At 38.0% G+C, this 26,532-nt stretch carries 24 protein-coding genes; 23 read left to right on the forward strand and 1 reads right to left on the reverse strand.

Going from position 1 to position 26,532, the window contains the following annotated elements:
• Positions 1-103: 103 nt before the first annotated feature.
• From EGX96_RS05230 to EGX96_RS05340, 23 genes are all read left to right on the forward strand, one after another.
• Complete coding sequence (locus EGX96_RS05230) at positions 104-1,279, forward strand: pyridoxal phosphate-dependent aminotransferase (protein ID WP_000171453.1); 1,176 nt, start codon at positions 104-106, stop codon at positions 1,277-1,279.
• Positions 1,269-2,030: a DNA repair protein RecO gene (gene recO, locus EGX96_RS05235; protein WP_001266275.1), complete on the forward strand. Its 762-nt coding sequence runs from the start codon at positions 1,269-1,271 to the stop codon at positions 2,028-2,030. Before EGX96_RS05230 ends, recO begins: the two co-directional genes overlap by 11 nt.
• A 62-nt stretch (positions 2,031-2,092) precedes the next feature.
• Complete coding sequence (locus tag EGX96_RS05240; RefSeq protein WP_172581991.1) at positions 2,093-2,971, forward strand: CPBP family intramembrane glutamic endopeptidase; 879 nt, start codon at positions 2,093-2,095, stop codon at positions 2,969-2,971.
• A 77-nt stretch (positions 2,972-3,048) separates the two neighbouring features.
• Complete coding sequence (gene plsX / locus EGX96_RS05245) at positions 3,049-4,041, forward strand: phosphate acyltransferase PlsX (RefSeq protein ID WP_000716823.1); 993 nt, start codon at positions 3,049-3,051, stop codon at positions 4,039-4,041.
• Between the two features lie 10 nt (positions 4,042-4,051).
• Positions 4,052-4,291: a phosphopantetheine-binding protein gene (locus EGX96_RS05250; protein ID WP_000085641.1), complete on the forward strand. Its 240-nt coding sequence runs from the start codon at positions 4,052-4,054 to the stop codon at positions 4,289-4,291.
• Between the two features lie 123 nt (positions 4,292-4,414).
• The gene (gene purC, locus EGX96_RS05255) at positions 4,415-5,119 is read left to right on the forward strand and encodes a phosphoribosylaminoimidazolesuccinocarboxamide synthase (protein ID WP_000184494.1); all 705 of its coding nucleotides are present in this window, start codon (positions 4,415-4,417) and stop codon (positions 5,117-5,119) included.
• Positions 5,120-5,241: 122 nt separating this feature from the next.
• A complete protein-coding gene (locus tag EGX96_RS05260; protein ID WP_001042253.1) occupies positions 5,242-8,967 on the forward strand; it encodes a phosphoribosylformylglycinamidine synthase in 3,726 nt (1,241 codons plus the stop codon).
• A 411-nt stretch (positions 8,968-9,378) separates the two neighbouring features.
• Complete coding sequence (gene purF, locus EGX96_RS05265; RefSeq protein ID WP_000220683.1) at positions 9,379-10,833, forward strand: amidophosphoribosyltransferase; 1,455 nt, start codon at positions 9,379-9,381, stop codon at positions 10,831-10,833.
• Between the two features lie 27 nt (positions 10,834-10,860).
• Complete coding sequence (gene purM / locus EGX96_RS05270) at positions 10,861-11,883, forward strand: phosphoribosylformylglycinamidine cyclo-ligase (RefSeq protein ID WP_001291337.1); 1,023 nt, start codon at positions 10,861-10,863, stop codon at positions 11,881-11,883.
• A 167-nt stretch (positions 11,884-12,050) separates the two neighbouring features.
• Positions 12,051-12,599, forward strand: coding sequence for a phosphoribosylglycinamide formyltransferase (gene purN / locus EGX96_RS05275; RefSeq protein WP_000686114.1), 549 nt, complete (start codon positions 12,051-12,053; stop codon positions 12,597-12,599).
• Between the two features lie 22 nt (positions 12,600-12,621).
• Positions 12,622-13,374 carry a GNAT family N-acetyltransferase gene (locus EGX96_RS05280; protein WP_000780022.1) on the forward strand — a complete coding sequence of 251 codons (753 nt, stop codon included), beginning with the start codon at positions 12,622-12,624 and terminating at the stop codon, positions 13,372-13,374.
• 19 nt (positions 13,375-13,393) lie between these two features.
• Positions 13,394-14,941, forward strand: coding sequence for a bifunctional phosphoribosylaminoimidazolecarboxamide formyltransferase/IMP cyclohydrolase (gene purH, locus EGX96_RS05285; RefSeq protein WP_000166549.1), 1,548 nt, complete (start codon positions 13,394-13,396; stop codon positions 14,939-14,941).
• A 192-nt stretch (positions 14,942-15,133) separates the two neighbouring features.
• On the forward strand, positions 15,134-16,033 hold the full coding sequence (locus tag EGX96_RS05290) for a lytic exoenzyme target recognition domain-containing protein (RefSeq protein WP_001045908.1): 900 nt from the start codon (positions 15,134-15,136) through the stop codon (positions 16,031-16,033).
• Between the two features lie 146 nt (positions 16,034-16,179).
• Entirely contained in the window at positions 16,180-17,484 is a 1,305-nt protein-coding gene (gene sip, locus EGX96_RS05295) for a surface immunogenic protein Sip (RefSeq protein ID WP_000783419.1), read from the forward strand.
• Positions 17,485-17,730: 246 nt separating this feature from the next.
• Positions 17,731-18,429 carry an N-acetylmannosamine-6-phosphate 2-epimerase gene (locus EGX96_RS05300; protein WP_001120330.1) on the forward strand — a complete coding sequence of 233 codons (699 nt, stop codon included), beginning with the start codon at positions 17,731-17,733 and terminating at the stop codon, positions 18,427-18,429.
• A 46-nt stretch (positions 18,430-18,475) separates the two neighbouring features.
• Entirely contained in the window at positions 18,476-19,792 is a 1,317-nt protein-coding gene (locus EGX96_RS05305; protein WP_000023462.1) for an ABC transporter substrate-binding protein, read from the forward strand.
• Between the two features lie 87 nt (positions 19,793-19,879).
• Entirely contained in the window at positions 19,880-20,767 is an 888-nt protein-coding gene (locus EGX96_RS05310; protein WP_001260027.1) for a carbohydrate ABC transporter permease, read from the forward strand.
• A gap of 9 nt (positions 20,768-20,776) precedes the next feature.
• Complete coding sequence (locus EGX96_RS05315) at positions 20,777-21,607, forward strand: carbohydrate ABC transporter permease (RefSeq protein WP_000730582.1); 831 nt, start codon at positions 20,777-20,779, stop codon at positions 21,605-21,607.
• A 12-nt stretch (positions 21,608-21,619) separates the two neighbouring features.
• Entirely contained in the window at positions 21,620-22,063 is a 444-nt protein-coding gene (locus EGX96_RS05320) for a YhcH/YjgK/YiaL family protein (RefSeq protein WP_000638661.1), read from the forward strand.
• A 19-nt stretch (positions 22,064-22,082) separates the two neighbouring features.
• The gene (locus EGX96_RS05325) at positions 22,083-22,745 is read left to right on the forward strand and encodes a YesL family protein (protein WP_000710135.1); all 663 of its coding nucleotides are present in this window, start codon (positions 22,083-22,085) and stop codon (positions 22,743-22,745) included.
• Entirely contained in the window at positions 22,742-23,659 is a 918-nt protein-coding gene (locus EGX96_RS05330) for a dihydrodipicolinate synthase family protein (protein ID WP_000654092.1), read from the forward strand. The genes EGX96_RS05325 and EGX96_RS05330 overlap by 4 nt, the downstream gene beginning before the upstream one ends.
• A 16-nt stretch (positions 23,660-23,675) precedes the next feature.
• The gene (locus EGX96_RS05335; RefSeq protein WP_000198864.1) at positions 23,676-24,557 is read left to right on the forward strand and encodes an ROK family protein; all 882 of its coding nucleotides are present in this window, start codon (positions 23,676-23,678) and stop codon (positions 24,555-24,557) included.
• A gap of 7 nt (positions 24,558-24,564) precedes the next feature.
• Positions 24,565-25,542 (forward strand): alpha/beta fold hydrolase, encoded by a 978-nt coding sequence (locus tag EGX96_RS05340; protein WP_000573446.1) that lies wholly within the window; start codon positions 24,565-24,567, stop codon positions 25,540-25,542.
• Between the two features lie 22 nt (positions 25,543-25,564).
• Here the strand turns inward: EGX96_RS05340 and EGX96_RS05345 are convergent, their stop codons facing one another.
• Positions 25,565-26,368, reverse strand: coding sequence for a MurR/RpiR family transcriptional regulator (locus tag EGX96_RS05345; RefSeq protein ID WP_000158187.1), 804 nt, complete (start codon positions 26,366-26,368; stop codon positions 25,565-25,567).
• Positions 26,369-26,532: the final 164 nt, after the last annotated feature.

Below are 26,532 nucleotides of genomic sequence, written 5' to 3' on the forward strand. Positions count from 1 at the left end.
AAACCTGTTATTAACAGGTTTTTTATCATTTAATGACGGAAAACTGGACACAAATTATTTTTCTTGTATAATTAAATATATTATTTCTTATCAGGAGGTTATGATGACATTAGAGAAACGATTTAATAAGTACTTAGATAGAATAGAGGTCTCCTTAATTCGTCAGTTTGATCAATCTATTTCAGATATACCTGGAATGGTAAAATTAACTCTTGGAGAACCAGATTTTACCACTCCTGATCATGTTAAAGAAGCAGCTAAATCAGCTATTGATGCGAATCAATCGTATTACACTGGTATGAGCGGTTTATTAGCTCTAAGGCAAGCTGCTGCAGATTTTGCAAAGGATAAATATAATCTTACTTATAATCCTGATTGTGAGATCTTGGTTACGATAGGTGCCACAGAAGCTCTGTCTGCATCTCTTATAGCTATTTTAGAAGCTGGTGATGTTGTTCTATTACCTGCCCCCGCTTATCCAGGATATGAGCCAATAGTTAACCTTGTAGGAGCTGATATCGTAGAAATTGATACTAGAGAAAATGACTTTAGACTAACTCCTGAAATGTTAGAAACGGCTATTATCCAACAAGGTGAAAAATTAAAGGCTGTTTTACTTAATTATCCTACTAACCCTACAGGTATTACCTATTCAAGGCAAGAAATTGCTGCATTAGCTGAAGTCCTTAAAAAATATGATATTTTTGTTATTAGTGATGAAGTTTATTCTGAGTTAACTTACACTGGTCAGCAGCATGTTTCAATTGCAGAATATTTACCTAACCAAACTATCTTAATTAATGGCTTATCAAAATCACATGCTATGACTGGTTGGAGAGTTGGATTGGTGTATGCTCCTGAAGCATTTATTGCTCAAATCATTAAAAGTCATCAATACATGGTGACAGCTGCTAGTACTATTTCGCAATTTGCTGGGGTAGAAGCCTTATCTGTGGGTAAAAATGATACGTTACCTATGCGTCAAGGATATATTAAACGTAGAGATTATATCATTGATAAAATGTCTAAACTTGGTTTCAAAATAATTAAACCGAGTGGCGCTTTTTATATCTTTGCTAAAATACCTGATAGCTATCCACAGGATTCTTTCAAGTTTTGTCAGGATTTTGCTTATCAACAAGCTGTAGCTATTATTCCAGGAGTGGCTTTTGGTAAATATGGTGAAGGATATATACGTCTTTCTTATGCTGCTAGTATGGAAGTTATTGAAACAGCAATGGCTAGATTGAAAGTTTTTATGGAATCATATGAGGGTTAGTCAAACATACGGTCTCGTTTTGTATAATCGTAATTATCGTGAAGATGATAAATTAGTTAAAATCTTTACGGAGACTGAGGGGAAAAGGATGTTTTTTGTAAAGCATGCTTCAAAGTCAAAATTCAATGCTGTGCTCCAACCTTTGACTATTGCTCATTTTATTTTAAAAATTAATGATAATGGTCTTTCTTATATTGATGATTATAAAGAAGTTTTAGCATTTCAAGAAACCAATTCAGACTTGTTTAAGTTGTCATATGCGAGTTATATTACTTCTTTGGCTGATGTGGCTATTAGTGATAATGTAGCGGATGCTCAATTATTTATTTTCCTAAAGAAAACGTTAGAATTGATTGAGGACGGTTTAGATTATGAGATTCTAACGAATATTTTTGAAGTACAACTACTAGAGAGGTTCGGTGTTGCTTTAAATTTTCATGATTGTGTTTTTTGTCATAGGGTAGGATTACCTTTTGATTTTTCACACAAATATTCTGGATTATTATGTCCAAACCATTATTATAAAGACGAGAGAAGAAACCACCTAGATCCTAATATGCTGTACTTAATCAATCGTTTTCAGTCAATTCAATTTGATGATTTACAAACAATTTCTGTGAAACCTGAGATGAAACTTAAAATTCGTCAATTTTTGGACATGATTTACGATGAATATGTAGGGATTCATCTTAAAAGTAAAAAATTTATTGATGATTTGTCTAGTTGGGGAAGTATTATGAAATCAGATTAAGTTGTAAAGAGGAACATGACATTAGTGTCATGTTCTTTTTTTTAATATTAGGATAAACTAATATGGAATTAATTTTTAGGATATTTGAGATGAAAAAAACATTATACATTACCAATAAACTCTTTTTTGCTAACTGGTTTGTGCCAGTTATTGGTGCAGTTCTAATTCAAGTTATCGGCATCATTGTAAGTAGACGCCTTGTAGTAAAATTGCTACCTGATGATTATAAATTCAATTTATACATTGCGCTTTTACTATTTGTTCCTATTTTGGCAAGTATTTTACTATTTTTAATCTATTTTCCAAAAAGGGATTTTACTTCCTTGGGATTTACTAAAGATAATAATGTTTTAACAACGATCTCAGGATTTATTACTGGTAGTTTACTGATGTTTTTTATTTATATTTGCCACTGGTTATCAGGTTTTGTGGAAATTTCTTCCAGCAATTCCTTTTCTTTTGGACCTTTTTTCTTTTTATTTCTTGCATACTTTATCCAAAGCTTGACAGAGGAAATTTTATTTAGAGGATATGTTATGACAACAGTTACCAAATTTAAAGGTAGTTTTGCAGGTGTTTTATGTAATTCTATGTTGTTTTCTTTTATCCACTTTAGAAACTATGGTATCACAGCAATAGCACTTTTTAATTTATTTTTACTTGGTATTATTTTTTCTATTCTTTTTAATATGACCAAAAATATTCTTTTTGTTACAGGAGTTCATACTACATGGAATTTTACTATGGGATGTGTATTAGGTAATAAGGTTAGTGGGGGGGATTCTCCTGTTTCTCTTTTTAGAATTACTGAAAATTCTAGCTTTGCTCTTTGGAATGGTGGGGATTTTGGTTTTGAAGGGGGAGTACTATGTTCTTTGATATTAGTAGGTTGTTTAGCATACTTTTCTTTGGAAAGCGTGAGAGTATCTGTTAGATATTAGCTATTATTGCCTTCTTGTGAAAAAAATAAAGAAACGTGCTATAATATAGCCACTAAGTTTTTATGAGGAGTTCATTCATGAAGAAAATTGCTATAGATGCTATGGGTGGAGATTACGCTCCCAAAGCTATTGTAGAGGGTGTTAATCAAGCTATTTCAGATTTTAGTGATATTGAAGTACAACTCTATGGCGATCAGAAAAAAATTGAGAAATATTTAACAGTAACGGAGCGAGTTAGTATTATTCATACTGAAGAAAAAATTAATTCTGATGATGAGCCTGCTAAAGCTGTTCGTCGTAAAAAACAGTCTTCGATGGTCTTAGGAGCTAAGGCAGTCAAAGATGGTGTTGCACAGGCCTTTATTTCTGCAGGGAATACAGGAGCTTTATTAGCTGCTGGTTTGTTTGTAGTAGGACGTATAAAAGGTGTTGATCGACCAGGCTTAATGTCAACTATGCCTACGTTAGATGGTGTGGGTTTTGATATGCTTGATTTAGGAGCTAATGCAGAAAACACAGCTTCTCATCTTCATCAATATGCTATTTTAGGGTCGTTTTATGCAAAAAATGTCCGTGGTATTGAAGTTCCTCGTGTAGGTCTCTTAAATAACGGAACGGAAGAAACAAAAGGCGATTCTCTTCATAAAGAAGCTTATGAACTGTTAGCAGCAGAGCCTTCTATTAATTTTATTGGAAATATTGAAGCACGTGATTTGATGTCTAGTGTAGCAGATGTTGTTGTCACTGATGGTTTTACTGGAAATGCTGTTCTAAAGACAATGGAAGGTACAGCTATGAGTATTATGGGAAGCCTAAAATCTTCAATTAAATCAGGTGGCGTGAAAGCTAAATTAGGAGCACTTCTATTAAAAGATAGCCTATATCAGCTAAAAGATAGTATGGACTATTCAAGCGCGGGTGGAGCGGTTCTTTTTGGTTTAAAAGCTCCAATAGTAAAATGCCATGGATCAAGTGATTCTAAAGCTGTTTATTCTACTTTGAAGCAAGTTCGTACAATGTTGGAAACTCAAGTAGTTGATCAATTAGTTGATGCCTTTACAGATGAATAGGAGTGAACTCATGTCAAGAGATGAAGTTTTTGAAAAGATGCTGGAATTATTAAGGCAGCAACTTGGTGACCCACAGTTAGATATCACACCAGAGTCATCGTTACATGATGATTTAGCAATTGACTCTATCGCTTTAACAGAGTTTATTATCAATTTGGAAGATGTGTTTCATCTAGAGATTCCAGATGAGGCTGTCGAACACATGTCAAGCGTCCAACAACTATTAGATTATATCATTGAACATAAGTAATAATAAAAAGGAAGAAAATACGAACGTTTCTTCTTTTTTTTGATTTTAAATAAAGTTTTTGTTGTATTAGATAATGTTGTGTGTTAGAATAACTCTTAAAATAAGAGAAAGGCGAATAATCAAGTGACTAACCAGCTTATTTATACAGGAAAAGCGAAAGATATTTATAGTACAAAAGATGAAAATGTGATTAGAACGGTCTATAAAGACCAAGCTACTATGTTGAATGGAGCTCGTAAGGAGACTATTGATGGCAAGGGAGCACTAAATAATCAGATTTCATCTCTTATTTTTGAGAAATTAAATATGGCTGGTGTGGTGACACATTATATTGAGCAAATTTCAAAAAACGAACAATTGAATAAAAAAGTTGATATTATTCCACTTGAGGTGGTGCTACGGAATGTGACAGCAGGCTCATTTTCAAAACGTTTTGGAGTGGAAGAAGGACACGTTCTTGAAACGCCAATCGTGGAATTTTACTACAAAAATGATAATCTGAATGATCCTTTTATCAATGATGAGCATGTGAAGTTTTTGGGTATTGTTAATGATGAGGAGATTGCTTATCTGAAAGGAGAGACTCGCCATATTAATGAACTCTTGAAAGATTGGTTTGCTCAGATTGGGCTTAACTTGATTGACTTCAAGTTGGAGTTCGGATTTGACAAGGATGGCAAAATCATCTTGGCTGATGAGTTCTCACCTGACAACTGCCGTCTCTGGGATGCTGATGGTAATCATATGGACAAGGATGTTTTTCGTAGGGATCTTGGTAGCTTGACCGATGTCTATCAAGTTGTACTTGAGAAGTTGATAGCATTGTAATTAGAAGAGGAAGGAATTGAATCCGTTCGGGAAACTCAGAAAAAAGATTGGGCTTACTGAAATCTCAATTTCAGACGTCCTCCTATTTTCGAGTCGCTCCCTTGTCGGACTTGGTATCTTATATGAATAAACGTATTTTTGTTGAGAAAAAGGCTGACTTTGGCATTAAATCGGCTAGTCTTGTGAAAGAGTTGACGCATAATCTACAACTGGCTTCTTTGAAGGATTTGCGTATCGTGCAGGTCTATGATGTCTTCAATTTGGCTGAGGATTTGCTGGCGCGTGCTGAGAAGCATATTTTCTCTGAGCAGGTGACAGACCGTCTTTTGACAGAAGCTGAAATCACTGCGGAGCTTGATAAGGTTGCCTTCTTTGCCATTGAGGCGCTTCCTGGTCAATTTGACCAACGTGCTGCTAGTTCGCAAGAAGCTTTGCTATTGCTTGGAAGTGACAGTCAGGTCAAGGTCAATACAGCTCAGCTTTACTTGGTCAATAAGGATATTGCAGAAGCAGAGCTTGAAGCCGTTAAGAACTATCTTTTGAATCCCGTTGATTCACGTTTCAAGGATATTACCTTGCCACTTGAAGTGCAGGCTTTCTCTGTGTCTGATAAGACAATCTCTAATCTTGATTTCTTCGAAACTTATCAGGCTGACGATTTTGCAGCCTATAAGGCAGAGCAGGGATTGGCTATGGAGGTCGATGACCTTCTCTTCATCCAAGATTATTTCAAATCAATCGGGCGTGTGCCAACTGAGACTGAGTTGAAAGTTTTGGATACGTATTGGTCAGACCACTGCCGTCACACAACCTTTGAAACTGAATTGAAAAACATTGATTTTTCGGCCTCTAAATTCCAAAAACAATTGCAGGCGACTTATGACAAATACATTGCCATGCGTGATGAGCTTGGTCGTTCTGAAAAGCCGCAGACACTTATGGATATGGCGACTATCTTTGGTCGTTATGAGCGTGCCAATGGTCGTCTGGACGATATGGAAGTCTCAGATGAAATCAATGCCTGCTCAGTTGAAATTGAAGTAGATGTTGATGGTGTGAAAGAGCCTTGGCTCCTCATGTTTAAGAACGAGACTCACAACCACCCAACAGAAATTGAGCCATTTGGTGGAGCGGCGACTTGTATCGGTGGTGCCATTCGTGACCCATTGTCAGGACGTTCATACGTTTATCAGGCTATGCGTATTTCAGGCGCAGGAGATATCACGACTCCGATTGCGGAAACACGTGCTGGTAAATTGCCACAACAGGTTATTTCTAAGACTGCGGCGCACGGCTATTCTTCATATGGTAACCAAATTGGGCTTGCGACAACTTATGTGCGTGAGTACTTCCACCCTGGCTTCGTAGCTAAACGCATGGAGCTTGGAGCTGTGGTTGGTGCTGCACCTAAGGAAAATGTGGTTCGTGAAAAACCAGAGGCAGGCGATGTGGTTGTCTTGCTCGGTGGTAAAACAGGTCGTGACGGTGTCGGCGGTGCGACAGGTTCATCTAAGGTTCAAACGGTTGAATCTGTGGAAACAGCTGGCGCAGAGGTACAAAAAGGGAATGCCATCGAAGAACGTAAGATTCAACGCCTTTTCTGTGATGGTAATGTCACTCGCCTAATCAAGAAATCAAATGACTTCGGTGCAGGTGGTGTCTGTGTTGCCATCGGTGAATTAGCTGATGGTCTTGAAATCGATTTGGACAAGGTGCCACTTAAATACCAAGGTCTTAATGGTACTGAAATTGCTATCTCAGAATCTCAAGAAAGGATGTCAGTTGTTGTTGGTCCAAGTGATGTGGATGCCTTCATCGCAGCCTGTAACAAGGAAAATATCGATGCAGTTGTTGTTGCGACAGTTACTGAAAAACCAAATCTTGTCATGACTTGGAATGGTGAAACAATTGTTGATTTGGAACGCTGTTTCCTTGATACCAACGGTGTTCGTGTCGTAGTTGATGCCAAAGTCGTTGACAAGGACTTAACAGTTCCAGAAGCGCGCACAACATCAGCAGAGACACTTGAAGCAGATATGCTTAAGGTCTTGTCTGACCTCAATCACGCTAGTCAAAAAGGTCTTCAAACTATCTTTGACTCATCTGTTGGTCGTTCAACCGTTAACCACCCAATCGGTGGTCGTTACCAAATCACACCGACAGAAAGTTCTGTTCAAAAATTGCCAGTTCAATATGGTGTGACAACAACAGCATCTGTTATGGCTCAAGGTTACAATCCTTATATTGCAGAGTGGTCACCTTATCACGGTGCTGCCTATGCTGTTATTGAAGCGACAGCTCGCTTGGTAGCAACGGGTGCTGACTGGTCTCGTGCACGTTTCTCTTACCAAGAGTATTTCGAGCGTATGGATAAACAGGCAGAGCGTTTTGGTCAGCCAGTATCAGCTCTTCTTGGTTCTATTGAGGCTCAGATTCAATTTGGTTTGCCATCAATCGGCGGTAAGGACTCTATGTCTGGTACTTTCGAAGAATTGACAGTACCACCAACCTTGGTAGCTTTCGGTGTGACAACAGCGGACAGCCGCAAGGTTCTCTCTCCTGAGTTTAAAGCGGCTGGTGAGAATATCTACTACATTCCAGGTCAAGCTATTTCAGAAGATATTGATTTTGACCTTATCAAGGCTAACTTTAGCCAGTTTGAGGCTATTCAAGCTCAACATAAGATTACCGCTGCCTCAGCCGTTAAATACGGTGGTGTCCTAGAAAGTCTTGCTCTCATGACTTTTGGTAACCGTATCGGTGCTTCTGTTGAAATTGCAGAGCTTGACAGCAGCTTGACAGCTCAACTCGGAGGCTTTGTCTTTACATCAGTTGAGGAAATTGCTGACGTTGTGAAGATCGGTCAAACTCAGGCAGACTTTACAGTCACTGTCAATGGAAATGACCTAGCTGGTGCAAGCCTTCTATCAGCCTTCGAAGGTAAATTAGAAGAAGTTTACCCAACAGAGTTTGAACAGGTAGATGCTATTGAGGAAGTTCCTGCTGTGGTATCAGATGTTGTTATCAAGGCTAAGGAAATTATTGAAAAACCAGTAGTTTACATCCCAGTCTTTCCTGGTACTAACTCAGAGTACGATTCAGCTAAGGCCTTTGAACAGGTTGGAGCTAGCGTCAACTTGGTGCCATTTGTAACCTTGAATGAGGCTGCTATTGCTGAGTCAGTTGATACGATGGTTGCTAATATTGCTAAGGCAAATATCATCTTCTTTGCTGGAGGTTTCTCAGCAGCGGATGAACCAGATGGCTCTGCTAAGTTTATCGTCAATATCTTGCTTAACGAGAAGGTTCGCGCAGCTATTGACAGCTTCATCGAAAAAGGTGGCCTTATCATCGGTATCTGTAATGGTTTCCAAGCCCTTGTTAAATCAGGTCTTCTTCCATACGGAAACTTCGAGGAAGCTGGTGAGACAAGTCCAACCCTCTTCTATAACGATGCTAACCAGCACGTTGCAAAGATGGTTGAGACTCGTATCGCAAATACCAATTCACCTTGGTTGGCAGGAGTTGAGGTCGGCGATATTCATGTCATTCCAGTTTCACACGGTGAAGGTAAATTTGTTGTCAGCGCTTCTGAATTTGCAGAGCTAAGAGACAATGGTCAAATCTGGAGCCAATATGTGGACTTTGACGGACAACCATCTATGGATTCTAAATACAATCCAAACGGCTCTGTCAATGCCATCGAAGGGATTACCAGCAAGAATGGTCAAATCATCGGTAAGATGGGGCACTCAGAACGCTGGGAAGACGGACTCTTCCAAAATATCCCTGGAAACAAAGACCAAAAACTCTTTGAAAGTGCTGTAAAATACTTTACAGGGAAGTGAGAGTGGGACAAAAATCGGTAATTCCAAAGGAATTCGATTTTGTCGTCCCCCTCCGCACAGTTGAGTGGGGCTGTAAGAGTTGATTTATCAGCGAATTAGAGCCCACTCAACCCCTACGTTTTGCGAACTAGATTATAAAAAATATGGAGGCTTAGGACTTTTGTCCTAGCTTTAGCCCTCGCCTTGAATTAGTGAAGGCGAGGTTAGATAGAAATTCGCTATCTTTTGAACGAAGCGAGCTTAACCGTATCTTTCCGCCGTATTGGTATTTGGGAGTCATTGAGACTAAGGTTCAATGGCTAGCTTGATAGATTTTCTATTTTAATGTTGGCATTGATGACGACAGATCCAAAATTGAGAAAATCATCAAAGCTACTTAAGAAGAGATACAAAAAGAATTAGGAAAAAAGAATGACATACGAAGTAAAATCTCTAAATGAAGAATGTGGAGTCTTTGGTATCTGGGGGTATCCTCAGGCAGCTCAAGTCACTTACTTTGGGCTTCATAGCCTTCAACATCGCGGTCAAGAAGGAGCTGGTATTATTTCAAATGATAATGGGAAACTCTATGGTTATCGAAATGTTGGGCTCCTTTCTGAAGTTTTTAAGAATCAATCTGAATTAGATAATTTAACTGGGAATGCGGCTATTGGACATGTTCGGTATGCTACTGCAGGTTCTGCAGATATTCGCAATATTCAGCCTTTTCTTTATAAATTTCATGATGGGCAATTTGCTTTATGTCATAATGGTAATTTGACAAATGCTATTTCCTCAAGGAAAGAATTAGAAAAGCAAGGTGCAATTTTCAATGCCTCCTCAGATACTGAAATTTTAATGCATTTGATTCGTCGAAGCCATAACCCAAGTTTTATGGGGAAGGTAAAAGAAGCTTTAAGCACTGTAAAGGGAGGTTTCGCCTATCTACTGATGACAGAAGATAAATTAATTGCTGCTCTTGACCCTAATGCCTTTCGTCCTTTGTCAATTGGACAAATGCAAAATGGTGCCTGGGTTATTTCCAGTGAGACCTGTGCTTTTGAGGTGGTAGGCGCAAAATGGGTTAGAGATGTTGAACCTGGTGAAGTTATTCTTATAGACGATAGTGGTATTCAATGTGATCGTTATACTGATGAAACGCAACTGGCAATTTGTTCGATGGAATATGTCTATTTTGCAAGGCCGGATTCAACTATACATGGTGTTAATGTTCATACGGCTCGAAAAAATATGGGAAAGCGTCTTGCACAAGAATTTAAACAGGATGCTGATATTGTAATTGGTGTCCCAAATTCGTCCTTATCGGCTGCTATGGGCTTTGCTGAAGAATCCGGATTACCAAATGAGATGGGCCTTGTAAAAAATCAGTATACGCAGCGAACCTTTATTCAACCGACACAAGAATTAAGGGAACAAGGTGTTCGAATGAAATTATCAGCAGTATCTGGTGTTGTCAAAGGAAAGCGCGTTGTTATGATTGATGACTCAATTGTAAGAGGAACGACTTCTAGAAGGATTGTAGGATTATTAAGAGAAGCAGGAGCTACTGAAGTACATGTTGCTATAGCTAGTCCAGAATTAAAGTATCCTTGTTTTTATGGAATTGATATTCAAACAAGACGAGAATTAATTTCAGCAAATCACGCTGTTGACGAAGTGTGTGATATTATTGGCGCAGATAGTCTAACTTATCTATCAATCGATGGGTTAATTAAATCAATTGGACTCGAAACAAAAGCACCAAATGGTGGTTTATGCGTAGCTTACTTTGATGGACATTATCCAACACCGCTTTATGATTATGAAGAAGAATACCTCAGAAGTTTAGAAGAAAAAACAAGTTTTTATATTCAAAAAGTGAAATAAGCTCTGCTAATTATATAAGGAGAAAACATGTCTGAAAAAAATGCTTATGCCCAGTCTGGTGTTGATGTAGAAGCGGGCTACGAAGTTGTCGAACGTATCAAGAAACACGTTGCTCGCACAGAACGTGCTGGTGTCATGGGAGCTCTCGGTGGCTTTGGTGGTATGTTTGACCTGTCACAAACAGGTGTTAAAGAACCTGTCTTGATTTCAGGGACTGACGGTGTCGGAACTAAACTCATGCTTGCTATCAAGTACGACAAGCACGACACAATCGGTCAAGACTGTGTTGCCATGTGTGTCAACGATATTATTGCAGCAGGTGCTGAGCCCCTTTACTTCCTTGACTATGTCGCGACTGGTAAAAACGAACCTGCCAAATTGGAACAGGTTGTCGCTGGTGTTGCTGAAGGTTGTGTTCAAGCTAGCGCAGCTCTTATCGGTGGTGAAACGGCTGAGATGCCTGGTATGTATGGCGAAGATGATTATGACCTTGCAGGCTTTGCTGTTGGTGTGGCTGAAAAATCTCAAATCATCGACGGTTCAAAGGTAAAAGAAGGGGATATTCTTCTTGGACTTGCTTCAAGTGGTATCCATTCAAATGGTTATTCATTGGTACGTCGTGTCTTTGCTGACTACACTGGTGATGAGGTGCTTCCAGAGCTTGAAGGCAAACAACTCAAGGATGTCCTTCTTGAGCCAACTCGTATCTATGTTAAAGCAGCTCTGCCATTGATCAAGGAAGAACTAGTTAACGGTATCGCCCACATCACGGGTGGTGGTTTTATCGAGAATGTTCCTCGTATGTTTGCGGATGATTTGGCTGCGGAAATCGATGAGGATAAGGTGCCTGTACTTCCGATTTTCAAGGCGCTTGAAAAATATGGTGACATCAAGCACGAAGAAATGTTTGAAATCTTCAACATGGGTGTCGGTCTTATGCTGGATGTTAACCCTGAAAATGTTGACCGTGTCAAAGAACTTTTGGACGAACCAGTCTATGAAATCGGTCGTATCATCAAGAAAGCAGACGATAGTGTGGTGATTAAATAAGTCACTAAATTTTATAAGAAAGGAGTGTTTAGTTAGTTTGCCTAACTGAACACGGGATTAAATTTCTAGGAAAAAAGATAAAACGACTTAGACGCAAGCGTCGTTGTTCGTTTTCCTATTTTTCTACGAAATTTTTCGGCAAGCCGAATCATCCCTTTGTATCGAATATGAAAATCGCTGTTTTTGCTTCTGGTAATGGTTCCAACTTTCAGGTCATAGCAGAGCAGTTTCAAGTTAGTTTTGTCTTTTCAGATCATCGTGATGCCTATGTTTTAGAGCGTGCTCAGAACTTAGCCATTCCAAGCTTCGCTTTTGAACTCAAAGAGTTTGAGAATAAGGCGGCTTACGAGCAAGCCGTCGTTGATTTGTTGGACAAACACGAGATTGACTTGGTCTGTCTGGCGGGCTACATGAAGATTGTCGGAGAAACCTTGCTCTCAGCCTATGAAGGGCGTATCATCAATATTCACCCAACCTATCTGCCTGAATTTCCAGGTGCTCACGGTATCAAGGATGCTTGGGAGGCAGGTGTTGACCAGTCTGGTGTGACCATCCATTGGGTGGACTCTGGTGTGGATACCGGTCAGGTCATCCAACAAGTGCACGTGCCACGCCTAGCAGATGATAGTCTAGAAAGCTTTGAAACCCGCATCCACGAAACCGAATACCAACTCTACCCAGCTGTCTTAGATAGCTTGGGCATAAAGAGAAAATAGTAAAATTTGTTATAATAAGCTAATGAAACTAGTGAAAAATTTAGAGATAGTAGAGTCTATTTTTGGTGATTGGGACGAGACCATAATCTGGTCGTGTGTCCAAGGTATTATGGGAGAAGTTTTTGTAGATAGTTTAGACCAACCAAAATCTTCTTTGGCAAAATTGGGAAGGAAATCATCTTTTGGTTTTCTAGCAGGTCAGCCTACTTTATTTCTACTAGAAGTTTGCTCTGGGGAGGATATTATCCTTGTTCCTCAGCATAAAGGATGGTCAGATTTGATTGAATCAACTTATGGTCAGAATGCTCATTCTTTTAAGCGTTATGCGACGAAAAAAGATACTTTGTTTGAGCGAAGTAGGTTAGAGAAGTTTGTTACTCAGTTGCCAAATGGTTTTGAATTACGTGCTATTGATGAGAAAGTTTACAACTCTTGCTTAGAAAAGGAATGGTCACAGGATTTAGTAGCAAATTACGCTACTTATCAGTACTATAAAAAACAAGGTATAGGTTATGTTGTATATTATCAGGGGAATATCATTGCAGGAGCTTCATCTTATTCAACCTATAAAAATGGGATTGAGATAGAAGTAGATACGCATCCAGATTTTCGTCGGCGTGGTTTAGCAACAATAGTTGCAGCTCAGTTAATACTAACTTGTTTAGATAAGGGAATTTATCCTAGCTGGGATGCTCATACAAGGACTTCATTGAATTTATCTGAAAAACTCGGTTATGAATTTTCTCATGAATACATAGCCTATGAAATAGATTGAAGTAAGAAAAGGAGAACTCATGACTAAACGTGCTTTAATCTCAGTTTCTGACAAATCAGGAATTATTGACTTTGCAAAAGAATTGAAAAACTTGGGTTGGGATATTATCTCAACTGGTGGGACTAAGGTTGCCCTTGATGATGCTGGTGTTGAGACCATTGCCATCGACGATGTGACTGGATTCCCAGAAATGATGGACGGTCGTGTTAAGACCCTCCACCCAAACATTCACGGTGGGCTTCTGGCTCGTCGCGACGCTGACAGCCACCTTCAGGCTGCTAAGGACAACAATATTGAGTTGATTGACCTCGTGGTTGTCAACCTCTATCCCTTCAAGGAGACCATCCTTCGCCCAGACGTGACCTACGATTTGGCGGTGGAAAATATCGACATCGGCGGTCCATCAATGCTTCGCTCAGCTGCTAAAAACCACGCTAGCGTAACCGTTGTGGTTGATTCAGCTGACTATGCCACTGTTTTGGGAGAATTGGCTGACGCTAGTCAGACGACATTTAAAACTCGTCAACGCTTGGCAGCTAAGGCCTTCCGTCATACGGCAGCCTACGACGCTTTGATTGCTGAGTACTTCACAGCTCAAGTGGGAGAGGCTAAGCCTGAAAAATTGACCATCACTTATGACCTTAAACAGGCTATGCGTTACGGAGAAAATCCACAGCAAGACGCTGATTTCTACCAAAAAGCCTTACCAACAGACTACTCAATCGCTTCAGCTAAACAGCTCAATGGAAAAGAATTGTCCTTCAATAATATCCGTGATGCTGATGCAGCAATCCGTATTATCCGCGATTTCAAAGACAGTCCAACGGTTGTTGCCCTCAAACACATGAACCCATGTGGTATCGGACAGGCTGATGATATTGAGACAGCTTGGGATTACGCTTATGAAGCTGATCCAGTTTCAATCTTTGGTGGAATTGTTGTCCTTAACCGTGAAGTTGACGCAGCGACAGCTGAGAAGATGCACCCTATCTTCTTGGAAATCATCATCGCACCATCATACTCAGAAGAAGCGCTAGCTATTCTCACAAATAAAAAGAAAAACTTGCGTATCCTTGAGTTGCCGTTTGATGCCCAAGCTGCCAGCGAAGTGGAAGCTGAGTACACTGGCGTAGTTGGTGGACTTTTGGTGCAAAACCAAGACGTTGTGGCTGAAAATCCATCTGACTGGCAAGTGGTGACAGACCGCCAGCCAACAGAACAAGAGGCGACTGCCCTTGAGTTTGCCTGGAAGGCTATCAAGTATGTTAAGTCTAACGGGATTATTATTACTAACGATCACATGACGCTTGGACTCGGTGCAGGTCAAACCAACCGTGTCGGCTCAGTCAAGATTGCTATCGAGCAGGCTAAGGACCACCTTGACGGTGCCGTTCTAGCATCAGATGCCTTCTTCCCATTTGCGGACAACATTGAAGAAATCGCTGCCGCAGGGATCAAAGCAATCATCCAACCAGGTGGTTCAGTTCGTGACCAAGAATCTATTGACGCCGCAAACAAACATGGCTTGACCATGATCTTCACAGGCGTGAGACATTTTAGACATTAAAAAATAGTAGTTTAGGTTTTCTTAAGTTAACTCAGGTATACTACGTATATCCTAAAAACTTTTCTTTTTATTAAACCTCCTAAGTACTCATCAAGGTGAGTACTTTTTTTGATATTTTGATTTAAATTTTCGAATAAGTTAATTGCAAGTGTTTGAGCACTTCATTATATTAATTCTATTTGGAGGTTTTTCTTGAATAAATGGTTAGTTAAGGCAAGTTCCTTAGTTGTTTTAGGTGGTATGGTTTTATCTGCGGGTTCCCGAGTTTTAGCGGATACTTATGTCCGTCCAATTGATAATGGTAGAATTACAACAGGTTTCAATGGTTATCCTGGACATTGTGGGGTGGATTATGCTGTTCCGACTGGAACGATTATTAGGGCAGTGGCAGATGGTACTGTGAAATTTGCAGGAGCTGGAGCCAACTTTTCTTGGATGACAGACTTAGCAGGAAATTGTGTCATGATTCAACATGCGGATGGAATGCATAGTGGTTACGCTCATATGTCACGTGTGGTGGCTAGGACTGGGGAAAAAGTCAAACAAGGAGATATCATCGGTTACGTAGGAGCAACTGGTATGGCGACGGGACCTCACCTTCATTTTGAATTTTTACCAGCTAACCCTAATTTTCAAAATGGTTTCCATGGACGTATCAATCCAACGTCACTAATTGCTAATGTTGCGACCTTTAGTGGAAAAACGCAAGCATCAGCTCCAAGCATTAAGCCATTACAATCAGCTCCTGTACAGAATCAATCTAGTAAATTAAAAGTGTATCGAGTAGATGAATTACAAAAGGTTAATGGTGTTTGGTTAGTCAAAAATAACACCCTAACGCCGACTGGGTTTGATTGGAACGATAATGGTATACCAGCATCAGAAATTGATGAGGTTGATGCTAATGGTAATTTGACAGCTGATCAGGTTCTTCAAAAAGGTGGTTACTTTATCTTTAATCCTAAAACTCTTAAGACTGTAGAAAAACCCATCCAAGGAACAGCTGGTTTAACTTGGGCTAAGACACGCTTTGCTAATGGTAGTTCAGTTTGGCTTCGCGTTGACAACAGTCAAGAACTGCTTTACAAATAGTTTGAGGTATTGATTCATTGTTTTAAATGACAGTTGTGTTACTAACTAAGTACAATTTCTTTAAACCGTCTGAAAATAATTTTATAGTCCAGTAAAGTGTGATATTATAGTCTCGGACTAATAAAAAGGAAATAGGAATTGAAGCAATGAAAATGAATAAAAAGGTACTATTGACATCGACAATGGCAGCTTCGCTATTATCAGTCGCAAGTGTTCAAGCACAAGAAACAGATACGACGTGGACAGCACGTACTGTTTCAGAGGTAAAGGCTGATTTGGTAAAGCAAGACAATAAATCATCATATACTGTGAAATATGGTGATACACTAAGCGTTATTTCAGAAGCAATGTCAATTGATATGAATGTCTTAGCAAAAATAAATAACATTGCAGATATCAATCTTATTTATCCTGAGACAACACTGACAGTAACTTACGATCAGAAGAGTCATACTGCCACTTCAATGAAAATAGAAACACCAGCAACAAATGCTGCTGGTCAAACAACAGCTACTGTGGATTTGAAAACCAATCAAGTTTCTGTTGCAGACCAAAAAGTTTCTCTCAATACAATTTCGGAAGGTATGACACCAGAAGCAGCAACAACGATTGTTTCGCCAATGAAGACATATTCTTCTGCGCCAGCTTTGAAATCAAAAGAAGTATTAGCACAAGAGCAAGCTGTTAGTCAAGCAGCAGCTAATGAACAGGTATCACCAGCTCCTGTGAAGTCGATTACTTCAGAAGTTCCAGCAGCTAAAGAGGAAGTTAAACCAACTCAGACGTCAGTCAGTCAGTCAACAACAGTATCACCAGCTTCTGTTGCCGCTGAAACACCAGCTCCAGTAGCTAAAGTAGCACCGGTAAGAACTGTAGCAGCCCCTAGAGTGGCAAGTGTTAAAGTAGTCACTCCTAAAGTAGAAACTGGTGCATCACCAGAGCATGTATCAGCTCCAGCAGTTCCTGTGACTACGACTTCACCAGCTACAGACAGTAAGTTACAAGCGACTGAAGTTAAGAGCGTTCCGGTAGCACAAAAAGCTCCAACAGCAACACCGGTAGCACAACCAGCTTCAACAACAAATGCAGTAGCTGCACATCCTGAAAATGCAGGGCTCCAACCTCATGTTGCAGCTTATAAAGAAAAAGTAGCGTCAACTTATGGAGTTAATGAATTCAGTACATACCGTGCGGGAGATCCAGGTGATCATGGTAAAGGTTTAGCAGTTGACTTTATTGTAGGTACTAATCAAGCACTTGGTAATAAAGTTGCACAGTACTCTACACAAAATATGGCAGCAAATAACATTTCATATGTTATCTGGCAACAAAAGTTTTACTCAAATACAAACAGTATTTATGGACCTGCTAATACTTGGAATGCAATGCCAGATCGTGGTGGCGTTACTGCCAACCACTATGACCACGTTCACGTATCATTTAACAAATAATATAAAAAAGGAAGCTATTTGGCTTCTTTTTTATATGCCTTGAATAGACTTTCAAGGTTCTTATATAATTTTTATTAAATTGAGGAGATTAAGCTATAAGTCTGAAACTACTTTCACGTTAACCGTGACTAAATCAAAACGTTAAAACTAAAATCTAAGTCCGTAAAGATTATTGAAAACGCTTTAAAAATAGATATAATAAGGTTTGTAGATATCTAAAATTAAAAAAGATAAGGAAGTGAGAATATGCCACATCTAAGTAAAGAAGCTTTTAAAAAGCAAATAAAAAATGGCATTATTGTGTCATGTCAAGCTTTGCCCGGGGAGCCTCTTTATACTGAAAGTGGAGGTGTTATGCCTCTTTTAGCTTTGGCAGCTCAAGAAGCAGGAGCGGTTGGTATAAGAGCCAATAGTGTCCGCGACATTAAGGAAATTCAAGAGGTTACTAATTTACCTATCATCGGCATTATTAAACGTGAATATCCTCCACAAGAACCATTTATCACTGCTACGATGACAGAGGTGGATCAATTAGCTAGTTTAGATATTGCAGTAATAGCCTTAGATTGTACACTTAGAGAGCGTCATGATGGTTTGAGTGTAGTTGAGTTTATTCAAAAGATAAAAAGGAAATATCCTGAACAGTTGTTAATGGCTGATATAAGTACTTTTGAAGAAGGCAAAAATGCTTTTGAAGCAGGAGTTGATTTTGTGGGTACAACTCTATCTGGATACACAGATTACAGCCGCCAAGAAGAAGGACCGGATATAGAACTCCTTAATAAGCTCTGTCAAGCCGGTATAGATGTGATTGCGGAAGGTAAAATTCATACTCCTAAGCAGGCTAATGAAATTAATCATATAGGTGTTGCAGGAATTGTAGTTGGTGGTGCTATCACTAGACCAAAAGAAATAGCGGAGCGTTTCATCTCAGGACTTAGTTAAAAGTGTTACTCAAAAATCAAAATCAAAATAAAAAAGGGGAATAGTTATGAGTATCAAAAAAAGTGTGATTGGTTTTTGCCTCGGAGCTGCAGCATTATCAATGTTTGCTTGTGTAGACAGTAGTCAATCTGTTATGGCTGCCGAGAAGGATAAAGTCGAAATTACGTGGTGGGCTTTTCCAACCTTTACTCAAGAAAAGGCTAAGGATGGAGTAGGTACTTATGAGAAAAAAGTCATCAAGGCTTTTGAAAAGAAAAATCCTAATATAAAAGTAAAACTAGAGACAATTGATTTCACATCTGGACCTGAAAAAATCACTACAGCGATTGAAGCAGGGACAGCACCTGATGTGCTTTTTGATGCACCAGGGCGAATTATTCAATATGGTAAAAATGGTAAATTAGCAGATTTGAATGATTTATTTACAGACCAATTTATTAAGGATGTCAATAATAAGAATATCATTCAAGCTTCTAAGTCTGGCGATAAAGCCTACATGTATCCAATAAGTTCTGCCCCATTTTATATGGCGTTCAATAAAAAAATGCTTAAAGATGCAGGAGTTTTGAAACTCGTAAAAGAAGGTTGGACTACTAGTGATTTTGAAAAAGTACTAAAAGCACTAAAAAATAAAGGCTATACACCAGGTTCATTCTTTGCAAACGGGCAAGGAGGAGATCAAGGACCACGTGCATTTTTTGCTAATCTTTATAGTGCTCCAATAACAGATAAAGAAGTAACAAAATATACCACTGACACTAAAAATTCTGTAAAATCAATGAAAAAAATAGTTGAATGGATTAAGAAAGGCTACTTGATGAATGGGTCTCAGTATGATGGCTCAGCTGACATTCAAAACTTTGCCAATGGACAAACTGCTTTCACTATCCTATGGGCTCCAGCTCAACCCAAAACTCAAGCAAAATTATTAGAGTCAAGTAAAGTGGATTACCTTGAAGTGCCATTCCCATCAGAAGATGGAAAACCAGATTTAGAATACCTTGTTAATGGTTTTGCGGTCTTTAATAATAAAGATGAAAACAAAGTAAAAGCCTCTAAGAAATTTATCACTTTTATTGCTGACGATAAAAAATGGGGACCAAAAGATGTTATACGTACAGGTGCTTTCCCAGTTAGAACATCATTTGGAGATCTTTATAAAGGTGATAAACGTATGATGAAGATTTCAAAATGGACTCAATATTATTCACCATATTACAACACTATCGATGGATTTTCTGAAATGAGAACCTTATGGTTCCCAATGGTTCAATCTGTATCCAATGGTGACGAAAAACCAGCAGATGCTTTGAAAGACTTTACTCAAAAAGCAAATGATACCATTAAAAAAGCAGCTAAATAATTAAGGAGACTCCTTTTCTATGGTCAATCACATATTGGGATAGAAGAGGAGTTTTTAGTCAAGTTAAGATGTAAAGGAGAGTACCGTATGCGTACTAATAAGTTAAAGATGAGGGAAACGATGATAGCTTATGCTTTTCTAGCACCTATTCTCTTATTTTTCTTAATTTTTGTTTTTGCACCGATGGTTATGGGCTTTGTCACTAGTTTTTTTAATTATTCTATGACACAGTTCACTTTTATTGGGTTAGCTAATTACAATCGTATGTTTCATGATTCTATTTTCATGAAATCCTTGATAAATACAGTAATCATTGTGATTGGCTCTGTGCCAGTAGTGGTTTTCTTCTCACTTTTTGTTGCTGCCAATACTTATGAAAAAAATGTTTTTTCACGCTCTTTCTACCGTTGTGTCTTCTTCTTGCCAGTAGTAACTGGTAGTGTTGCAGTTACAGTTGTTTGGAAATGGATTTATGACCCTATGTCCGGAATTTTAAATTACATCTTGAAATCAGGTCATGTCATTGAACAGAATATTAGCTGGCTTGGGGATAAGCACTGGGCATTGCTTGCTATTATTATTATTTTGCTAACGACCTCAGTTGGTCAACCTATTATTCTATATATTGCGGCGATGGGAAATATTGATAATTCTCTTTGCGAAGCTGCGCGTGTTGATGGAGCCAATGAAATGCAAGTTTTTTGGCAAATTAAATGGCCGAGTCTCTTACCAACTACACTCTATATTGCAGTTATAACAACAATTAATTCATTTCAATGTTTTGCCTTAATCCAGCTCCTAACATCTGGTGGACCAAATTATTCAACAAGCACTTTGATGTATTATCTTTATGAAAAAGCCTTTAAACTATCAGAATATGGCTATGCTAATACTATGGGAGTATTCCTAGCAGTAATGATTGCTTTAATAAGTTTTGCTCAATTTAAGATCTTAGGAAATGATGTGGAATATTAGGAGGAAAACATGAAAAAGAAAACATTCAGTGCTTATAACTTTTTAACGGCTCTTATCCTTTGTCTTTTGACAGTGCTTTTTATCTTTCCATTTTATTGGATTATGACAGGAGCTTTTAAATCTCAACCTGATACTATTATCATCCCCCCACAATGGTGGCCCAAAGCACCGACCTTAGAAAATTTTAAAGCTTTAACTGTACAAAACCCAGCTTTGAGATGGCTTTGGAATAGTGTCTTTATCTCAATTATGACAATGTTCCTAGTTTGCTGTACATCGTCAATGGCAGGCTATGTTTTAGCTAAGAAACGATTTTACGGTCAAAAAATATTGTTCTCCCTTTTTATTGCTGCTATGGCTTTACCTAAACAAGTTGTTTTAGTGCCATTAGTTAGAATTATCAATTTTATGGGGATACATGATACCTTATGGGCGGTTATTTTACCTCTTGTTGGTTGGCCTTTTGGGGTCTTCTTGATGAAACAGTTTTCTGAAAATATTCCAACAGAATTACTGGAATCAGCTAAAATTGATGGTTGTGGAGAGATTCGAACATTTATTAATGTAGCATTTCCAATTGTCAAACCTGGATTTGCTGCCCTAGCTATTTTCACATTTATCAATACTTGGAATGACTATTTTATGCAATTAGTTATGCTAACTTCTAGAAATAATCTGACCATTTCTCTTGGGGTAGCTACTATGCAGGCTGAAATGGCAACAAACTATGGCTTAATTATGGCAGGTGCAGCCTTAGCTGCTGTTCCTATTGTGACAGTATTCTTAGTTTTCCAAAAATCCTTTACTCAGGGGATTACAATGGGAGCTGTTAAAGGATAGGTAGGATTTATTATGATTTACGATCATTTATTGAATTTAACGCATTATAAAGATATTAATCCTAATTTAGATTTAGCGATTGATTATCTACTAAGTCATGATTTAAGGAATTTAGATATAGGCACCTATCATATTAGCCCAGAAGTGATACTCATGGTCCAATCAAATCAACTTAGTGAGTCATTTGATCATATTTTTGAATACCATAAAAAATACCTTGATATACATTATGTCATTGAAGGACATGAAGTTATCAAATTGGGAAAAGGTGATAAGGTAGAGGTGGAGGAATACTTAGGCGATATAGGATTTATCAAGTGCTCAGAAGAGACTTCTTTTGATTTGAGAGATAATTATATAGCCTTCTTTTTCCCAGAAGAAGCTCATCAGCCAAATGGTATGGGAAGTCTAGGTAATTATGTCAAAAAAGGGGTATTGAAAGTGTTAATGGCGTAAGAAATACAGGGAGTATATTGTGAAAAAAGCAAATCAATTAATAGCAGCGATTTTTGATGTTAACAACCCCTTTATGCAAGGTTGCAATGTTGTTTTTGATCTGGCATTACTAAACCTTCTCTTTATGATAACTTGCCTACCATTGGTAACTATTGGTGCTGCTAAAATTAGTTTGTATCGAACGTTGTGGCAAAAATTAGAAGGTGATCAGACAAATCTTTTAATATTGTATATAAAACACCTAAAAAAAGAGTGGTTCCAAGGTATGCTTTTAGGTTTGGTTGAACTAAGTATTTTGGTTGTGATCATATTTGATTTAACAATTCTTCATTATCAAATAGGTTTCATTGTGTCTTTCTTGAAGATAACTTGTTACGCCTTTTTGTTATTGACTGTGATGACGAGCATATACCTATTTCCTATGGCTGCCCGCTACGAAATGTCTCTTTTAGATACCGTGAAAAAGAGCTTTATAATGGCATGTTTAAACTTGAAATGGACTGGTGTATTGATGTTTTTATTAATCATGACTTGGTTTATTATGGTGCAGTCTAGTCTCTTATTTATGCTTACAGTGTCAGCTATATTTATTTTTGCTTATACCGCCTTTGCTTACTTTAAAATTATTATTTTACAAAAACAATTTGCCTATTTCAGCAAACAACAAGGAGATTATCAATGAAAGATTTACAAAAATATCAAGGAATTATTCCTGCATTTTATGCTTGCTATGATGATAAGGGTGATATTTGTCCCGAACGAGTAAAAGCCCTGACCAATTATTTTATTGATAAAGGTGTTCAAGGACTTTATGTTAATGGTTCATCCGGAGAATGTATTTACCAAAGTGTAGCAGATCGTAAACTTGTACTGGAAAATGTTATGTCCGTTGCTAAGGGTAAACTAACAGTAATAGCGCATGTGGCATGTAATAATACTAAGGATAGCGTAGAGTTGGCTATGCATGCTGAAGCTATAGGTGTTGATGCTATTGCAGCAATTCCACCAATTTATTTTCGATTACCAGAGTATGCCATAGCAGATTATTGGAATACTATTAGTCAAGCAGCACCACAAACTGATTTTATTATTTACAATATTCCTCAATTGGCAGGGGTTGCTTTGACATCGGATTTATATCGAAAAATGTTACAAAATCCGCAAGTAATTGGTGTTAAAAATTCTTCCATGCCAGTTCAAGACATTCAGAATTTTGTGGCTATTGGAGGAGAAAATCATATTGTTTTTAATGGTCCAGATGAACAATTTTTGGGTGGTCGTCTCATGGGAGCCGCTGCAGGTATTGGTGGTACCTATGGCGTAATGCCAGAATTATACTTGACTTTAAATCAGTTAATTGTTGATAAAGATTTAGAAAAAGCGCGTGAACTTCAATTTACAATTAACGATATTATCACAAAGCTTTGTTCGGGTCATGGTAATATGTATGCTGTGATCAAAGCTGTATTGGAAATCAATGAGCAACTAACTATAGGTTCCGTTCGGTTACCTTTAGCATCTGTAACAGAAGAAGATAAACCTATTATTAAAGAGGCAGCAGAAATGATTAGACATGCTAAAAAACAGTTTTGTTAAAGTGAGGTAGATAATTATGACCAGAACAGTAGCAATTGATATTGGCGGTACAATGATTAAGCATGGCATTGTGGATAATTTAGGTTGTATTGTTGAGGCAAGTGAGCTTGCCACAGAAGCCTACAAAGGTGGTCCAGGCATTTTACAAAAAGTTTGTCAAATTATCGATAACTATCTAGCAGAAGGGAGCATTGATGGAATTGCTATCTCATCTGCTGGCATGGTAGATCCAGATGAAGGATGTATATTTTACTCTGGTCCTCAAATTCCAAACTATGCTGGGACACAATTTAAGAAAGTTTTAGAAGACACTTATCAAGTACGCACAGAAATTGAAAATGATGTTAATTGTGCAGGATTAGCTGAAGCTGTCTCAGGTAGTGCCAAAGATAGTTCAATAGCGCTTTGTCTTACTATTGGAACAGGTATTGGTGGTTGTCTGATTATTGATAAAACAGTTTTTCATGGCTTTAGTAATTCTGCTTGTGAAGTTGGCTATATGCACCTTTCAGATGGTGATTTTCAAGATTTAGCCTCTACAACTGCACTGATTGCTGATGTTGCCAAAGCGCATGGAGATGAAATTAGCCGATGGGATGGACGTCGTATTTTTCAGGAGGCTAAAAAAGGCAATGAAAAATGTATTGCAAGTATAGACCGTATGATAAACTACCTTGGCCAAGGAATCGCTAATATGGTTTATGTGGTAAATCCTGAAAAAGTTGTTTTAGGTGGTGGAATCATGGCTCAAAAAGATTATTTACAAGATAAACTTAGTGAATCTTTGAAACGAAATCTTGTGACAAGTCTTGCTGAAAAAACAGCAATAGTCTTTGCACAACACGAAAACCAAGCTGGTATGCTAGGAGCTTACTACCATTTTAAAAACAGGGGGTGACGGGTATATGATTGAAACAATGTCGCTAGATGACATGAGAGAATACCTAGGTCAAGACCAAATTCCCGAGGATTTTGATGACTTCTGGAAAAAACAAACAATGAAATATCAAGGGAATATTGAGTATCGTCTAGACAAAAAAGATTTCAATATTACTTTTGCACAAGCTTATGATCTTCATTTTAAAGGCAGCAATAACTCTATTGTCTATGCCAAATGTTTATTCCCTAAAACAAATAAACCCTATCCTGTAGTTTTTTATTTTCATGGTTACCAAAACCAAAGTCCTGACTGGAGTGACCAACTTAATTATGTAGCAGCAGGTTACGGCGTTGTTTCAATGGATGTTCGAGGTCAAGCTGGACAGTCTCAAGACAAGGGGCATTTTGATGGCATTACAGTTAAGGGCCAGATTGTGCGAGGAATGATCTCAGGACCAAATCATCTTTTTTATAAAGACATTTATCTTGATGTTTTCCAATTGATTGATATCATTGCTACATTAGAGAGTGTTGATAGTAATCAACTTTATAGTTATGGCTGGTCTCAAGGTGGAGCACTTGCTTTGATAGCTGCAGCTCTTAATCCCAAAATCGTCAAGACCGTTGCTGTTTACCCATTTTTGTCAGACTTTAGACGAGTATTAGATTTAGGGGGTGTCAGTGAGCCCTATGATGAACTCTTCCGCTATTTTAAATATAGTGATCCTTTTCATAAAACAGAGAATAATGTGTTAAAAACTTTGGCTTATATTGATGTTAAAAATTTTGCACATAGGATTTCTTGCCCCGTTGTTTTACTAACAGCCTTAAAAGATGATATTTGTCCTCCATCAACTCAATTTGCCATTTTTAATCGTCTGACATCAACTAAAAAGCATCTTTTATTACCAGATTATGGACATGATCCAATGACAGTGCAAGTAAAAGACCATATTTTTGATCAACTGACAGGAAGTCAATTTACAAAGCAAAAAATCGAGTAGATTATTTCTACTCGATTTTCATTTAGCGTTGAATAATGGTTTCTCTAAAAATTCGCTCTTTTTCTATTTTATTAATATCTAAAAATTGTGCATAGATAATATCTACCATGATTAACATTGGGATCTGAGGCGAAATTCTATTGCCGTAGTCTAAATGCCTAGCAGAAGCCACCTGAATAATCTTGTCAAAAGCATAGTCAATTGTGTGAGGTTGTTTTGTAAATAGAACGGTTTTAGCTCCGTGACAACTTGCGATTTTTAAGGCACCAATAACAGAGTTGGTGTTCCCAGAAAGTGAGAAGGCAATGACGAGGCATCTATCATTAACAATACTATTAGTCCATGAGAAACTATCTGTATCATCCAGAGCCTCACAAATCACTCCCAGCCTCATAAGGCGTATTTTAAATTCTTTAGCTACTAGCGATGAGCTCCCTTTGCCATAAAAATAAACACGATCAGCTTGCTCAATCATATGTGATACTTCTAGAAGCTGTTCTTCATCAATAATATCAGCAGATTTAGAAATCATCTCTTGATAATTCATAAATACTTTCTTAGTGTTGTCATTTTGAAGACCGTATAATTGTTGACTGATGGTCTCATGGCTTTTTAAATATTCAAAAACAAATTCACGATAGCCTTTAAACCCACATTTTTTAGCAAAACGCGTTAAGGCTGCTTGTGAAATGTGTAGTTGCTTAGTGACAATGGTAGAAGCAAGAGCGTCTTTTGAAATGGGCTGCCCCATAAAATAACAAGCAATTTCACGTTCTAAATCAGTCATTAAATCAAGAGCAGACTCAATTTGGTCATAAATAGTCATAATACACGGTCCTCTCCTCTTTAAGAAAGCGCTTAATATATTCAGTATAACATAAAGTTAGTGAGGGACCAAACTAAGTTCTAAGAAACAGCAATGATAAGTTTTAAATAGCAATATGAAGGATCAATAACATAATATATGTTAAGTATATATTATGATATAAA

The sequence above is a fragment of the Streptococcus sp. FDAARGOS_520 genome (assembly GCF_003812685.1).
In the GTDB taxonomy this organism is placed as follows: Bacteria; Bacillota; Bacilli; order Lactobacillales; family Streptococcaceae; genus Streptococcus; species Streptococcus agalactiae.

Bases quoted from the DNA above. Each gene is read 5' to 3' on its own strand.
- EGX96_RS05230 (WP_000171453.1), top strand. From the start codon at position 104: ATGACATTAGAGAAACGATTTAATAAGTACTTAGATAGAATAGAGGTC.
- recO (WP_001266275.1), top strand. From the start codon at position 1,269: ATGAGGGTTAGTCAAACATACGGTCTCGTTTTGTATAATCGTAATTAT.
- EGX96_RS05240 (WP_172581991.1), top strand. From the start codon at position 2,093: ATGGAATTAATTTTTAGGATATTTGAGATGAAAAAAACATTATACATT.
- plsX (WP_000716823.1), top strand. From the start codon at position 3,049: ATGAAGAAAATTGCTATAGATGCTATGGGTGGAGATTACGCTCCCAAA.
- EGX96_RS05250 (WP_000085641.1), top strand. From the start codon at position 4,052: ATGTCAAGAGATGAAGTTTTTGAAAAGATGCTGGAATTATTAAGGCAG.
- EGX96_RS05260 (WP_001042253.1), top strand. From the start codon at position 5,242: ATGAATAAACGTATTTTTGTTGAGAAAAAGGCTGACTTTGGCATTAAA.
- purF (WP_000220683.1), top strand. From the start codon at position 9,379: ATGACATACGAAGTAAAATCTCTAAATGAAGAATGTGGAGTCTTTGGT.
- purM (WP_001291337.1), top strand. From the start codon at position 10,861: ATGTCTGAAAAAAATGCTTATGCCCAGTCTGGTGTTGATGTAGAAGCG.
- purN (WP_000686114.1), top strand. From the start codon at position 12,051: ATGAAAATCGCTGTTTTTGCTTCTGGTAATGGTTCCAACTTTCAGGTC.
- EGX96_RS05280 (WP_000780022.1), top strand. From the start codon at position 12,622: ATGAAACTAGTGAAAAATTTAGAGATAGTAGAGTCTATTTTTGGTGAT.
- purH (WP_000166549.1), top strand. From the start codon at position 13,394: ATGACTAAACGTGCTTTAATCTCAGTTTCTGACAAATCAGGAATTATT.
- sip (WP_000783419.1), top strand. From the start codon at position 16,180: ATGAAAATGAATAAAAAGGTACTATTGACATCGACAATGGCAGCTTCG.
- EGX96_RS05300 (WP_001120330.1), top strand. From the start codon at position 17,731: ATGCCACATCTAAGTAAAGAAGCTTTTAAAAAGCAAATAAAAAATGGC.
- EGX96_RS05305 (WP_000023462.1), top strand. From the start codon at position 18,476: ATGAGTATCAAAAAAAGTGTGATTGGTTTTTGCCTCGGAGCTGCAGCA.
- EGX96_RS05310 (WP_001260027.1), top strand. From the start codon at position 19,880: ATGCGTACTAATAAGTTAAAGATGAGGGAAACGATGATAGCTTATGCT.
- EGX96_RS05315 (WP_000730582.1), top strand. From the start codon at position 20,777: ATGAAAAAGAAAACATTCAGTGCTTATAACTTTTTAACGGCTCTTATC.
- EGX96_RS05320 (WP_000638661.1), top strand. From the start codon at position 21,620: ATGATTTACGATCATTTATTGAATTTAACGCATTATAAAGATATTAAT.
- EGX96_RS05330 (WP_000654092.1), top strand. From the start codon at position 22,742: ATGAAAGATTTACAAAAATATCAAGGAATTATTCCTGCATTTTATGCT.
- EGX96_RS05335 (WP_000198864.1), top strand. From the start codon at position 23,676: ATGACCAGAACAGTAGCAATTGATATTGGCGGTACAATGATTAAGCAT.
- EGX96_RS05340 (WP_000573446.1), top strand. From the start codon at position 24,565: ATGATTGAAACAATGTCGCTAGATGACATGAGAGAATACCTAGGTCAA.
- EGX96_RS05345 (WP_000158187.1), bottom strand. From the start codon at position 26,368: ATGACTATTTATGACCAAATTGAGTCTGCTCTTGATTTAATGACTGAT.